This is a genomic window from Streptomyces sp. NPDC020299 (assembly GCF_044387825.1).
Taxonomy (GTDB): Bacteria; Actinomycetota; Actinomycetes; order Streptomycetales; family Streptomycetaceae; genus Streptomyces.
The window spans coordinates 391,513-403,832 of sequence record NZ_JBIRWL010000002.1; the positions used below are offsets into that span (position 1 = coordinate 391,513).

Here is a 12,320-nt window from a genome sequence, read left to right on the forward strand (position 1 = left end):
TGAAGTGCCGACGACGGGTCGGCGGGGAGCGCCGGGCTCAGTACCCCCGCGCCTGGGGGGCCGGGGCGTCAAAGGAGTGGGACGACATCGCGCAGACCGACTCGCCCGCGCCTGCGGGCGCACCGGCGGCGCTCTCCGAGATCAGCCGGCCGCGCCGGTTCGACGGCTCGTTGAAAATCCCAGGGGACATACGTGTACCCTCACGTTGTTCCAAGTACTGACAGGGATGACGACCGGTTGCGACGGTCGCCTGTCATGGTGCGAAACGCTTCGCCGTCCCGGTGTCAGAGTCGGGGCGGCGAAGTGACCGATGCCCGCGCCACCAGCGGGCAAGGCAGCATTTCCTGTGCGTCCGGGCCCGGTGGCCGGCCCGGCGTCTTGGTGAGTGCGAGCAACTGGGCCACGGCCCGTGCCCCCATCTCGTAGTGCGGGAGCTGAACCGTGCTCAGCTGAGGGTGAACTGCCTCGCAGACCAGCTCCTGGTTGTCGTACCCGATGACCGACAGGTCGCCGGGGATGGAGAGACCCAACTCGGCCGCGGCCCGATAAGCACCGGCGGCCATCCGGTCGTTGAAGCAGAACAACGCCGTCGGGCGCCGCTCCGCCGTCAGCAGACGCCGGGCGGCCTGGTAGCCGGCGGCCACGTCACCGCCGACCGTGTTGAAGGGCACGGCCGTCTCGGCGGCGACCAGCGACGGGTCGTAGGGAACACCGGCCTCGGCCAGCGCCCTGCGGTAGCCCTCCAAGCGGCCCTGCCGCGCGGGAAGGTCGACGGTCTGCACGGTCACACCGATCCGGCGGTGCCCATGGTCGGTCAGCTCGCGCACCGCCGTGTACCCGCCCTGGACCTCATCGGGTACGACGAAGGGGACGGCGGGATTGTCGGAGCGCGCGTCCAGCAGCACGGTGGGTGTCGAGCGAAGGCTGTCCGGCAGTTCCACGACGCGGTGGTACATGGCCGCGTACACCACGCCGTCCACCTGCCGCTGGAGCAGCATCTCGATGCTCGTGCGCTCCAGTTCGGCATCGCCGCTCGTGTTGACCAGCAGCAGCACCAGGCCCTCCGCCGCCGCAGCCTCCTGGGCGCCCAGGATCATCCGGCCCGCGTGGGGGGTGGTGGCGATCTCGTCGCTGACGAAGCCGATGGTCTGCGACCGCTGCGTCCTCAGCCCCCGCGCGAGTCCGTTCGGCGCGTACCCGAGCTCCTCGGCAGCCTGCCAGATGCGTTGCCGGGTCTCCGGGCTGATCCGCTTGCCCTCGACCCGGTTCAGGACGTGCGACACCGTCGCGGTGGACACACCCGCCGCCGCAGCCACGTCCTTGATCCCGATCCGGCGCGCCATTACCCCTGCCCAAACTGGTTGATTCCGTGTTGGCTAATCGTTTAGCCACTGTGTGGAGATGAGACTGCCCACGGCCAAAGCTCCTGTCAATGGCTCGTTACAAACTCGTGGCTGCGGCATGTCCTGTCCCAGGGCGGCCGACGCCGCTCGCCGTCCGCGCGCACGGCACGCCAAGTGCCTGGGCCCCTGGGGCATCGGTCCTGGTGGGCGGGGCAAACCGGCGGACAGGGGGCGGTGCGGTCGTGACGATCCGCTCAGGCCGCTGGTATCCGACACGGCGGCCACCAGCGCTCCCACCACCCGGTCCCAGCGCATCGCCCTGCCCGACCGATTACCGGGAGTACGCCCCACCGCAAAACTTGAGCCCCACCCTGAGACTTGGTGTCACTGAGCTGACCCGGCGATGCCAAGGAGCTGACGGTGGAGTCCGGGCCGGGAGAACAACGCGGCTCCGGAATCGGTGCGTTGCCCGCCGGATAGGTCGCTGAAGACACCGCCGGCTTCCTCGACGATCGGGATCAGGGCCGCGATGTCCCACGGACCTGCTCCCAGCAGGAGGAAGGCGTCCAGCTGGCCTGTCGCGACGAGAAGAGCGCCGTGGCAGGTGCCGGATCCCGTGGACGGCTTCCGGGGCAGAGGTGCGGCCGGATCCGCCGTGGACCAGTCGAGCGTTGGCGTGGTGCGTGCGGTACGTGCGGCCAGGGCCGCGGCAACGACGCGCTGCGAGTGGTTCAGCCTGCTCGGGGGCGGCCAGATACCGAGCGCGGAGTCGGCGGCGTTGCCGCCTGCACTGATGCCCAGCCGGTGCGCCGGAGCGGACGAACGGGCGGGAAGCGGTCCGCTCCACGCACCGTGGTCCGGCAGTGCCCACCAGCGGCGGCTCAGCGCCGGGGCGGAGACCATGCCCAGGGTGATGCGACCGTCGTCCTCCAGCGCGATCAGGGTGCTCCATTCAGGGTCTCCCGCGAGGAAGCCGGCCGTGCCGTCGATGGCGTCGATGATCCAACGGCGCCGGCCATGGCCATGGGAACCGCTCTCCTCGCCGATGATCGCGTCGTCGGGACGCTGTTCGTGGATGCGGCGCCGCAGCGCCTCTTCGATTTCTTGATCGGCGGCACTGACGGGGCTTCCATCGCTCTTGATCCGTACTGCCGTGTTGCCTGCCCTCCGGTGTCGGTGGGCGATGTCGGCTGCTTGATCGGCGAGGTGCTGGGCGAACGTCAAGTCCGATGATTTCGACATGAGTTGCACTCTGCCCGCGCGAGCTCGTACGAGCCTCCGTCAGCCCGAAAGGATGACGCACGTCACGAAGGAACTTTTCGCGAGGCCCGGCTCCCCGCTTGTCCGCGGCGATCAGCCAACGTGGTGCCTCATTTGCGAGTTGGTGCTCGTCGGCGGACTCCGCAAGGCCCCGAGTGACCTGTGAGGGCGCGGCAGCCATCGGCCTGGAACCGGTGGACACCGTGCCGCCGTTCGACGCCGTCCTGGTCCAGGAGGCGTCGATCATCGCCGGTGCGCGGATGCTTCTCGACCATGCCGGCCTCGTCGTCGAACCGTCGGTCGCGCTCGGCATCGCGGCGATCCTCGAAGACCCTGCTCCACCGAGTCGGAACCGTCGCTGTGGGGCAGAGGAGGTCGGCCGAGAGGCCCGCACAGCCGTCTTCGCCGTCCACGGCCGGAACCTCAGAACCAGTGCAGGCAGTGCGGGGAACGCTCGGCGCGGAAGAGGGCGTCGGCGAGGGCGGCCGCGCCCGGGCGGTGGGCTCGGATGTGTCCGGCACGCACGAGCGTGCTCGGGGCGGTGCCGCCGAGGTAGACCGAGCCCAGGTCGCTGACGTCCAGGGACAGATCCGGCTCCCGGTCCGTCGGGACGCAGTCGGCCTTGCCGTCCCGGACGGCCAGCAGGTAGCGGCCGTGCTCGCCGAGGAACGGGTCGTCCACGTCGAGGACGAGCTCGCCGTCCATGAACCAGCCGCGCGCGGTCAGCGCACGCGGGACGTCCAGCAGCCGCACCCAGAGCCAGTCGGTGTCGTCGCTCACCTGGCCGGCGCGGAAGTCCGCGAGCTGCCAGCGCAGGGGGTGCTGGGGCGGGAAGTGCTTGAACACGACCTGCTTGACCAGGTCGTGCCTGAGCACGAACCGGGCCAGGGCCGTGAATGCGGCGTCGTCGGTGGCGATGGTCTCGTCGACCGTCAAGGTCTCGGCCTCGCCCATCGAATAGCTGGCATACCCGTCCGGGACGCCGTCGGCGTCACGGTGCACGGCGACGTAGCGCGGCGCCGGAGAGACCGGGGGCTGCCCCGCGCCCAAGGTCCACCAGCGGTGCGGCCGGGCCAGCGCGCCGGGCTGTGCGCGGCGGTACCGGTCGTAGACCTCTTCCAGGATCTCGCCGCACTCGGCACGTCGCAGCAGCTCGACCGTGCCGGTGTCCGAGCCGGCTTCCGGTGCGTCGGCCGTGCCGTGCGCCCGGGGGAGGGCGAGGGTGGCCCGGTGGCGCGGTACCGTCAGCCGCTGTGTGTAGGTCGCCGGTCCGTAGCCGAACCTGCGGTAGATCAGGGCCTCGGAGGCCAGCAGTACGGAGAGGAACTCTCCTCGGGAGCGCAGCTCGGCGAGCTGATGCCGCATCATCGCGCTGAGCACGCCCTGGCGCCGGTGCGAGGGCAGTACGCCGACGGCGGTCACCCCGGCGGCCGGGACGAGGATCTCACCGGGCAGGGTGAGTTCGAAGGAGTACGCGGCGGCGGTGCCGACGGGCCGCCCGTCCGCCGTCGTGGCGAGAAGGCAGCGGTCCATTTCGATTGCCGACCACCAGACCCCGCGGCCCTCGGTCGGGGTTTCCGGGAAGCGTCCGAACGCGGCATGGAGTGTGTCGACGAAGACGTCGAGGTCCTGGCCGGTCGTGGGACGTATCTCCATTGCTGCTGCCTCCCCGGGATACCAGCACCACGACTCGTGGTGTCCCGCCACAATGCAGCGTCGCCCCGCGGTCAGGTCAAGCGAATTACGGGTCGCGGGGCTGCCTGATAGGCAGAAGCACTTCGATCTCCGCAGATCCGGCCGGCCCACAGGGACACGCCCCTGTGGGCTACGACGGTGGCTTCACAGCGTCGCGGTCGTCCCCTCTCCGGACGCGCTGCCCGCGAGCCACTGGTCCCATCCCAGGTTGAAGTCGGCATAGCCGTTGTCGGCCGAGGCCTTGGCACGGGACGAGCCGGTGATGGTGATGGGGTCGCCCTGCTTGACCTGGCCGTAGAACCACTTGGCGTCCGACATGGACAGGTGGACGCAGCCGTGCGAGCCGCGGGCGCTGCCGCTGCCCGGATTGGGGTCGCCGGTCGAGTAGTGCACGTACGTGCCGGACTGGGTCAGGTGGACGTCCCAGGGCAGCGTCAGGTCGTAGTAGTTGGGGCTGCCCTTGTCGCAGCTGATGCCGACGCTGCAGGAGGTCATGTGGACCTTCTCCTGCTTGTCGATGACGGCCATGGTGCCGTTCCATGTCGGGTACTGAGGGCTGCCCGCGTTGATGGACAGGGTGCGCACCGCTTTGCCGTTCCGGGTCACCTTCATGGTGTGGCCGGTCACGGAGACATCCGCGCGCACGTCGTCGCCGATCGTGAAGGTGTGGGTGTAGTTGTGCACGCCGTAGCGTCCGTTGCCGTTGCTGACGCCGTTCATGTCAGCGTCGATCTTCACCTTGGTACCGGAGGGCCAGTACGTCTTCGGCCGCCAGTCGGCGCGCTTGTCGCCGAACCAGTGCCAGGCGCCGGCCACCGGCTGCGAGGTCCTCACCTTCATGTGCTTCTCCACCGTGGCCCGTGCCTTCGCCGCCACCGGGTTCGTGAAGACCACCGAGATCGGCATGGCCACGCCGACCGTGGTTCCCGTCTGCGGGGTGATCGTCTCCAGCAGCATCGGCGGGCCCGCGGGCTTCGTCGGCTTGGGAGAGGCGCTCGCACTCGGCTTGCCCGGCGCCTTCGCGTCGTCCCCGCCCGCCTTGTCACCGCTGCCACCGCCGCAGGCACTCGCGCCCACCAGCATGGCACCCGTGACGAGTGCGATCCCTATGCTGCCCTTGCGCCGTCCCACGACCTGCCCCGTTCTCTCGTGCTTCGGCCCTGGCGGGCCCGACTGTCTGTCAGACGGCGAGAGTGCGGGCCGCAGTTGCATGTGCTGCGTAAAACGTGTCTCAAAACTCGGTGTGGGCCCCCAGTGACGCTTCCTCGGGCACCACCGCAAGGGGCCGGTGATGATGAGGATGGACCTGGCCGGGTTCGCCGCGCTGCTGGCGAACCCGTCGTGACGCGATCTGCACCTTGCTGTGGTCGCCGAGGACGAGTCGGTGGGCGGCGGGCTTGCGGGGCGACGGAGTGACCTCGACGTTGCGGCCGATGAGGGAGGCCTCCACCCGTCGGACGCCGCTCATCGAGGAATCGCGCAGCATGATCGAGTACTCGATCTCGCTGTCCTCGATCCGGCAGTCGCCGGCTATCGAGGTGAAGGGTCCGACGTACGAGTCGGTGATCACGGTGTCGGTGCCGACGACCACCGGACCGACGATCCGGCTGCCGGTCACCTTCGCTCCCGGCTCGATCCGCACCCGGCCGACGATCTCGCTGTCGTCGTCGACCGTGCCGTCGATCCGGCGCTCCAGGGTCTGAAGCACCGAGCGGTTGACCTCGAGCATGTCGGTGACGTTCCCGGTGTCCTTCCAGTACCCGGAGATCGTCGTGGAGCGCACATCACGTCCGGCGCCGATCAGCCACTGGACGGCATCCGTGATCTCCAACTCGCCGCGCGCGGACGGCTCGATCGCGCGCACGGCCTCATGGATCACCGGGCTGAACAGATACACGCCCACCAGCGCCAGTTCGCTCTTGGGATGCCTGGGTTTCTCTTCCAGGCCGATCACCTGGCCCGCCGCGTCCAGCTCGGCCACGCCGAACGCGGTCGGGTTCGCCACCTTCGTCAACAGGATCCGGGCGTCCGGCCGCTCGCTGCGGAAGGCGTCCACCAGATCCGTGATGCCACCGACGACGAAGTTGTCGCCGAGGTACATCACGAAGTCGTCCTCGCCCAGGAACTCACGGGCGATCAGCACCGCATGGGCCAGCCCCAGCGGCGCCGCCTGCGGAATGTAGGTGATGTCGAGACCGAACGCGGAGCCGTCGGCGACCGCCTCCCGGATCTCCTCGGCGGTGTCCCCGACGATGATCCCGACCTGGGTGATGCCCGCCTCGGCGATCGCCTCCAGACCATAGAACAGCACCGGTTTGTTCGCGACGGGTACAAGTTGCTTCGCCGATGTATGGGTTATGGGGCGCAAACGGGTACCGGAGCCACCAGATAATAAAAGTGCCTTCATGTACATCACCCTACTCAAGCCGGACTCGCTGACGGGGTGGTGCCGCGCGCGATCGACTCCGGCGTCCTGCGCTCCGAACCCACCGACTCGTGCGCTTGCCGGCCGGCCAGGCACCCGGGGCGTACGTCTGCGGACCCACCCTGAGCAGGCAGTAGTACTTGCGACGGGTCCCCGGCGTCGTCCAGGCAGGTGACGCCCAAGATCACTCCGGCGCCTAGCGTTGCAGGTGATCAGCGGCGGCCCGCGGGCCGTCCGGAATTCCGACCGTCATCTTCGCGCCATTCGGGGTTTTGTCATGTCCAGAACAGTCAGCGCGGTGGGCCCCCTGTCGGTCACCCTCTTACTCGGCCTGTGGGGGATCACCCGTGAGAACAGCATGTGGCGTGACGAGGCGGCGACGTGGGAAGCGGCCCACAGGACCATCCCCGAGATCTGGCACCTTCTGGGTAGGGTCGATGTGGTCCACGGCCTCTATTACATGTTCATGCACGTCGTTTTCGCTGTCTTCGGGGACAGCCTTTGGTCCCTGCGGCTGCCCTCCGTCCTGGCCATGGCATGCGCCGCTGTCGTGATCACCCTTCTGGGTGACCGACTGGCCGGCCGGTGCACCGGCCCGGCCGCGGGCCTGGCGTTCGCCCTGCTCCCGGCGGTCCAGCAGTATGCCCAGGAAGGACGCCCGTACGCTCTGGTGACCGCCGGCGTGACACTGGCCTGCCGGCTGCTCGTCGCGGCGGTCGACAGTCCGGGCACGGGCCGCTGGGCGGCGTACGGCACGGCCGTGCTGGTGGCCGCGCTGCTCAACTGGTTCTCCCTCCTGGTGCTGTTCGCACATGCGGTGACGATTGCCCTTGCCCGCGCGCCCCGCGCGATCGTCCTGCGATGGACCTGCGCCGCGTGCTCCGCCGTGGCGGGCACGTTGCCCCTCGTCATCGCGAGCCAGGCGCAAGAGGGGCAGATCGCCTGGATCCCCCCGATCGGACCGAGCACGCTGCTCGGTCTCGCACTGACCCTGCTCGCCGGCGCGCTGTGTGCATGGCCCGCACGATCGAGGACGGCCGACGGCGTGCCCGGCGGAGCCCGGCTCACGCTCACCACGCTCGCCCTGCCCCTCCTTGTCCTCCCACCGCTCCTGCTGGTCACCGTCTCTGTGGCCCACCCCGTCTACCAGACCCGCTACATCCTGTTCAGCTACGTCGGACTCGCGTTGCTCATCGGGACGGCATGCGACGCACTCGCATCACGCGTCCGGAGCTCACCTCGCCGGACCATCGGCGTACTCGTGGTCCTCGCCTTCCTCGGGCTGCTCCCCGTCCAGGTGTCCCTGCGCAGCGCGAGCGGCCGGATCGACGACGTGTTGTCCACGGCCAGGAACGTCGCCGCGGTCCGTGAGCCGGGTGACGCAGTGCTGTACATTCCCGCCGCGCGTCGTGATACCGCCCTTGTCTCACCTGCCGCGTTCACCGGGACCGACGACGTGGCACTCGTCGAGAGCCCGCTGGAATCCGGCACCCTGAACGGCGTGGAGGGCACCCCGCAGCAGATAGCCGACGCCATGCTGACCGCCCGTCGCATCGTGGTCGTCACCGACGGCGGTGCGTCGTCCCCCACCACCGCCCGCGACAGGATCAAACAGCAAGTCCTCGAGGCGCACTTCATCCGCTGCTCCGAAAGGAGCGAACGAGGCCGCGAAGTCATGGTCTACCAACGCCGTCGCGGCTGAACTCGCCGCCGCTCGACGAGACAGCCCGATGCTCCGCGAAGAGGTCCTCGAGGGCCGCACGGCACCGGACGTCCGGTCGGCCCGTCAGCACAGGCATGCGGCAAGTCGAAGACCACGAAGTGCGCGGCCCCCTTTGCGCCCGGCCGTGGCGTCCCCACGCCTCGTCCCAGCTCGGGGGCGCCCGGGTTGCCTCCGTACGAGGGACTCAGCGAGCGGCGTACGGAGTGGCGGCGGAGCATGCGCTGAAGATGATTGTGATCTTCGCACCGCTCGCAGCCCTCCAGCCCGGGTCCGCCGGGCTGCTGCGCCCCGCGCGGATCCGGAAGGAGACCGGCTGTGTCCGAACAGCAGGACGAGAAGGCCGAGCAGAGCGTCGGAGCATTCACGCTCCCCACCCCCTTGAGTTCCACGCCCCCGGTCCAGCTGCCCTACCCGGTGCCGGAGCCGGACGAGCAGTGGCCGCTGCCGAACGGTTTCGCCCACGTCTTCTACGGCGACGGCAACCAGGGCATCACCCGGCCGGTGATCATGGCCGACGGCTTCAACCTCGGCGAGAGCGACCTGAAGTGGCTCTACGCCGGCCTCGACAGCGGCTACCCCTTCCTGAGCGAGCTGCGCCGCCGGGGCCGTGACGTCATCCTGCTCGGATTCGAGGAGCGCAGCGCCTCCGTCCTGGACAATGCCGAGGCGGCGACCGCGTGCATCATGCGGACCCTGGCCGAGCAGCTCGGAGACGCCGGGCTGACGGTGGGCGGCTTCAGCATGGGCGGCCTGATCACCCGCTACGCCCTCGCCCGCATGGAGACCCAGCGGATGGACCACCGCGTCCGCGTGTACTTCTCCTACGACACCCCGCACCGCGGTGCCGTCATCCCTGTCGGCGTCCAGGCGTTCGCCCACTTCATCCCGGTCGCCAACGACTTCGCCCGGCAGATGAACAGCCCGGCCGCCCGGCAGATGCTCTGGCGGCACTACGACCCCAGCAGCGGCGAGATCGGGATCGCACCGGAGCGCACGGAGTTCCTGGAGCAGCTGGCGCGGTTCGGCAACTGGCCGCGCATCCCCCGCATCCTCGCGCTCGCCAACGGCCGCGGCGACGGCACCGGCCTGCCCGTCGCGCCCGGCGAGACCGCGCTGAAGGTCGAGCGGATCTACCCCGGCACCACCTTCTACACCCAGGCCCAGGGCAGGGACGTCATCGTCGCCGAGCTGAAGCGCAGGTTCCCCAAGGCCGAGAAGACGATCAAGACCTCCGGCTTCCCCGAACTCGACGGCGCGCCCGGCGGCAGCCTCCACACCTACGGGATCCTCGCCGACACGCTGAAGAAGGGCGGCGCTCAGGTCGACCTCCGGCACGAGAGCGTCTGCTTCGTGCCCTCGGTCAGCGCCGTCTCGATCCGCGACATCGACGTGCAGAAGGACCTGTACGCGAACATCGACGGACTCGACCCGTCCGAGAGCGACAGCGACGACTTCATCTGCTCCTCCACCACGACGGACCACACCGCCGTCACCGAGGAGCTGTGCCACTGGCTGCTCGACCGCCTGCCCGACTGACCCACCGCACGCCCAGCGCACGCGCACCACAGGGCAGGCCGCCGCCGGCGCGCCTGCCCACGTGGGCGCGGGCGCCGGGCACAGCACGGGTGAAGTTCCTGAAGCCAAGACAACGGCCGCTGTGCCAGAGTGGGCGTTGGACAGGTCGGCGAGTTCGGGGCTGCCCAGGCTGACGGCTCCCGCGCGGGCCGAGTCGGACACGACGGGGGGCACGTTGGTGGGGAATTGGTGCCGGCAGAAGTCGAAGGTCGTTCGACTGCGCGGTCGCCGGGACGGGCATCAGCAGGACGCGGTGGGCGTGTGACCGCCCGGCCGGCACCCGCGATACCGCCCCCGTTGCTGCGCGCGTGGCTCGGGCCGGTCGCGGCCCTCGCCGCGCTGGTGGTCGTCGTGCTCGGGGTTCTGTACGCGGGCCACGGCCGGCCCGGCAGGGTGGATGCGCGGATCGGGGCGGCGGTGGACGGGGTGGGACCGCCGTGGCGGCATGTCGCGCTGGCGCTGGACTTCCTGGGGGAGCCCGGGGGAGCGGTGATGCTGGTCCTGGCCATCGTGACGGGCTGTCTGCTGCTCCGGCTTCCGCGCGCGGCGGTGCTCGTCGTCGTCGGCGCCGCCCTGACCGTGGGGACGGCGACGCTGCTCAAGCACCTGGTGGGACGCACCATCCACGGCGACGGCAACCTGTCCTATCCGAGCGGGCACACCGCCTTCTTCACCGCACTCGCCCTCGTCGTGGCGCTGCCCGCGACCGGGCGGCTCGGCCTCGGCAGGACGGCCGGCACGTCACTCGTGCTCACCGCGGCGCTGGCCGCCGGCGCCGCCATGGGCTGGGCCCAGGTCGCCCTGGGCGCGCACTACCCGACCGACGTCCTCGGCGGCTGGTGCACCGCGCTGGCGGTGATACCGGCGACCGCGTGGCTGGTCGACCGGCTGGCCGACCGGATGGCCGACCGACCGGGCGATCGGATGGCCGAGGCCGGTCGGCGGGAGCACCGCTGATGTCACGTCACGCCAAGCGGCGGAACACGGGCTTCACCGGTCGTCCGCCCAGCCAGGGGGTGGGGTCGGCGGCGTCCAGTGCCTTCCGGTACACCGCACATGCCTGGGCCACCACGTCGACGGTGTGATCGATGTCGGCGTCGCCGAGCGCGCTGCTCACCACGAACGACGGGGCCAGCACCCCGCCCGCGAGGAGCCGGCGCAGGAACAGGGTGCGGTACTCCTGCGACGGCTGCCGGTTCTCGTCGAGGGTGGCGAAGACCAGGTTGCTGGCCCGGCCCCGGACGACGACGTGGTCGCCGACGCCCATGGCGGCCGCGGCCTCGCGGACACCGGCGGCCAACCGTTCGCCGAGGGTGTGCAGCCGCGCGGTGACGCCCTCTTCGACGTAGGTGGTGAGCACCGCCATCGCGGCTGCCAGAGAGTGCGTTTCCGCACCGTGCGTGGTGGACAGCAGGAACACCCGGTCGCCGGAGTGACGCAGCCCGCCCCGTTCCATCAGATCGCGGCGCCCGGCCAGTGCGGAGACGGCGAATCCGTTGCCCAGCGCCTTGCCGAACGTGGAGAGGTCGGGGACGACGCCGTACAGGCCCTGGGCGCCCGCCTCGGACCAGCGGAAGCCGGTGATCATCTCGTCGAAGATCAGGACGCACCCGTGCCGGTCGGCCAGCTCGCGCAGACCGGCCAGGTACCCGGGCGGCGGCTCGGTGTGGGTGGCGGGTTCGAGGATCAGGCAGGCGACCTCGTCCTGGTAGCGGGTGAGCAGCTCCTCCGTGGCGGCCAGGTCCCCGTAGGGGAACGCCACGGTGAGCTCGTCGGTCGCCGCCGGAACACCTGCCGACATCGGCGTGGTGCCGATGAACCAGTCGTCGACGGAGAAGAACGGATGATCGGCGCAGATGGCCACCCGCGGGCGCCCGGTGGCGGCGCGGGCGAGGCGCACCGCGGCGGTGGTGGCGTCGGAGCCGTTCTTCGCGAACTTCACCATCTCGGCGGTCGGCACCGTGGCCAGGAAGAGTTCCGCGGCCTCGACCTCCACGATGGACGGCCGGACGAAGTTGCTGCCGCGGTCGAGTTCCCGCTTCACCGCCTCGATCACGCGTGGGTGGGCGTGGCCGAGGCTGACCGACCGCAGCCCGGAACCGTACTCGATGTAGCGGTTGCCGTCGATGTCCCACACGTGGGCGCCGCGGCCGTGGCTGATGACCGGGGCCAGGTTCTCGGGATACTGGTCGTCGCCCTTGGCGTAGGTGTGCGCGCCCCCGGGGATCATGGCGTGCAGCCGCTCGTTCGCCGTCCGCGACCGGGGCAGGAGGAATTCTTCGGTGTGTGTGGTGCCCAC

General features: G+C 70.2%; 8 protein-coding genes and 2 pseudogenes. 4 read left to right on the forward strand and 6 right to left on the reverse strand.

What is annotated here, in order from left to right:
* Positions 1 to 284: 284 nt before the first annotated feature.
* Together ACH45E_RS05965 and ACH45E_RS05970 are read right to left on the reverse strand one after the other, a co-directional pair.
* On the reverse strand, positions 285 to 1,343 hold the full coding sequence (locus ACH45E_RS05965) for a LacI family DNA-binding transcriptional regulator (RefSeq protein WP_361444313.1): 1,059 nt from the start codon (positions 1,341 to 1,343) through the stop codon (positions 285 to 287).
* A gap of 384 nt (positions 1,344 to 1,727) precedes the next feature.
* Complete coding sequence (locus tag ACH45E_RS05970) at positions 1,728 to 2,585, reverse strand: inositol monophosphatase family protein (protein WP_361444310.1); 858 nt, start codon at positions 2,583 to 2,585, stop codon at positions 1,728 to 1,730.
* A gap of 233 nt (positions 2,586 to 2,818) precedes the next feature.
* Between ACH45E_RS05970 and ACH45E_RS05975 the strand changes: the two are divergent.
* Positions 2,819 to 2,935 (forward strand): annotated as a pseudogene (locus ACH45E_RS05975) (threonine dehydratase); the annotation flags it as partial.
* A 91-nt stretch (positions 2,936 to 3,026) separates the two neighbouring features.
* Here ACH45E_RS05975 and ACH45E_RS05980 read toward each other — a convergent pair.
* The 3 genes and pseudogenes from ACH45E_RS05980 to ACH45E_RS05990 form a co-directional block, all read right to left on the reverse strand.
* The gene (locus ACH45E_RS05980; protein ID WP_361444307.1) at positions 3,027 to 4,259 is read right to left on the reverse strand and encodes a GNAT family N-acetyltransferase; all 1,233 of its coding nucleotides are present in this window, start codon (positions 4,257 to 4,259) and stop codon (positions 3,027 to 3,029) included.
* A gap of 183 nt (positions 4,260 to 4,442) precedes the next feature.
* Positions 4,443 to 5,429, reverse strand: coding sequence for an Ig-like domain-containing protein (locus ACH45E_RS05985; RefSeq protein ID WP_399040076.1), 987 nt, complete (start codon positions 5,427 to 5,429; stop codon positions 4,443 to 4,445).
* Between the two features lie 211 nt (positions 5,430 to 5,640).
* Positions 5,641 to 6,705: pseudogene (locus ACH45E_RS05990) on the reverse strand (glucose-1-phosphate thymidylyltransferase); the annotation flags it as partial.
* A gap of 295 nt (positions 6,706 to 7,000) precedes the next feature.
* Between ACH45E_RS05990 and ACH45E_RS05995 the strand changes: the two are divergent.
* The 3 genes from ACH45E_RS05995 to ACH45E_RS06005 all read left to right on the forward strand — a co-directional run bounded on the left by ACH45E_RS05995 (position 7,001) and on the right by ACH45E_RS06005 (position 10,978).
* A complete protein-coding gene (locus ACH45E_RS05995; RefSeq protein ID WP_361444304.1) occupies positions 7,001 to 8,425 on the forward strand; it encodes a glycosyltransferase family 39 protein in 1,425 nt (474 codons plus the stop codon).
* A gap of 336 nt (positions 8,426 to 8,761) precedes the next feature.
* On the forward strand, positions 8,762 to 9,982 hold the full coding sequence (locus ACH45E_RS06000; RefSeq protein WP_361444301.1) for a hypothetical protein: 1,221 nt from the start codon (positions 8,762 to 8,764) through the stop codon (positions 9,980 to 9,982).
* A gap of 300 nt (positions 9,983 to 10,282) precedes the next feature.
* Positions 10,283 to 10,978 carry a phosphatase PAP2 family protein gene (locus tag ACH45E_RS06005; protein WP_361444298.1) on the forward strand — a complete coding sequence of 232 codons (696 nt, stop codon included), beginning with the start codon at positions 10,283 to 10,285 and terminating at the stop codon, positions 10,976 to 10,978.
* Between the two features lie 7 nt (positions 10,979 to 10,985).
* On the opposite strand, the gene ACH45E_RS06010 is transcribed toward ACH45E_RS06005, so the two are convergent.
* The gene (locus tag ACH45E_RS06010) at positions 10,986 to 12,320 is read right to left on the reverse strand and encodes a glutamate-1-semialdehyde 2,1-aminomutase (RefSeq protein WP_361444295.1); all 1,335 of its coding nucleotides are present in this window, start codon (positions 12,318 to 12,320) and stop codon (positions 10,986 to 10,988) included.

Bases quoted from the DNA above. Each gene is read 5' to 3' on its own strand.
- ACH45E_RS05965 (WP_361444313.1), bottom strand. From the start codon at position 1,343: ATGGCGCGCCGGATCGGGATCAAGGACGTGGCTGCGGCGGCGGGTGTG.
- ACH45E_RS05995 (WP_361444304.1), top strand. From the start codon at position 7,001: ATGTCCAGAACAGTCAGCGCGGTGGGCCCCCTGTCGGTCACCCTCTTA.
- ACH45E_RS05970 (WP_361444310.1), bottom strand. From the start codon at position 2,585: ATGTCGAAATCATCGGACTTGACGTTCGCCCAGCACCTCGCCGATCAA.
- ACH45E_RS05980 (WP_361444307.1), bottom strand. From the start codon at position 4,259: ATGGAGATACGTCCCACGACCGGCCAGGACCTCGACGTCTTCGTCGAC.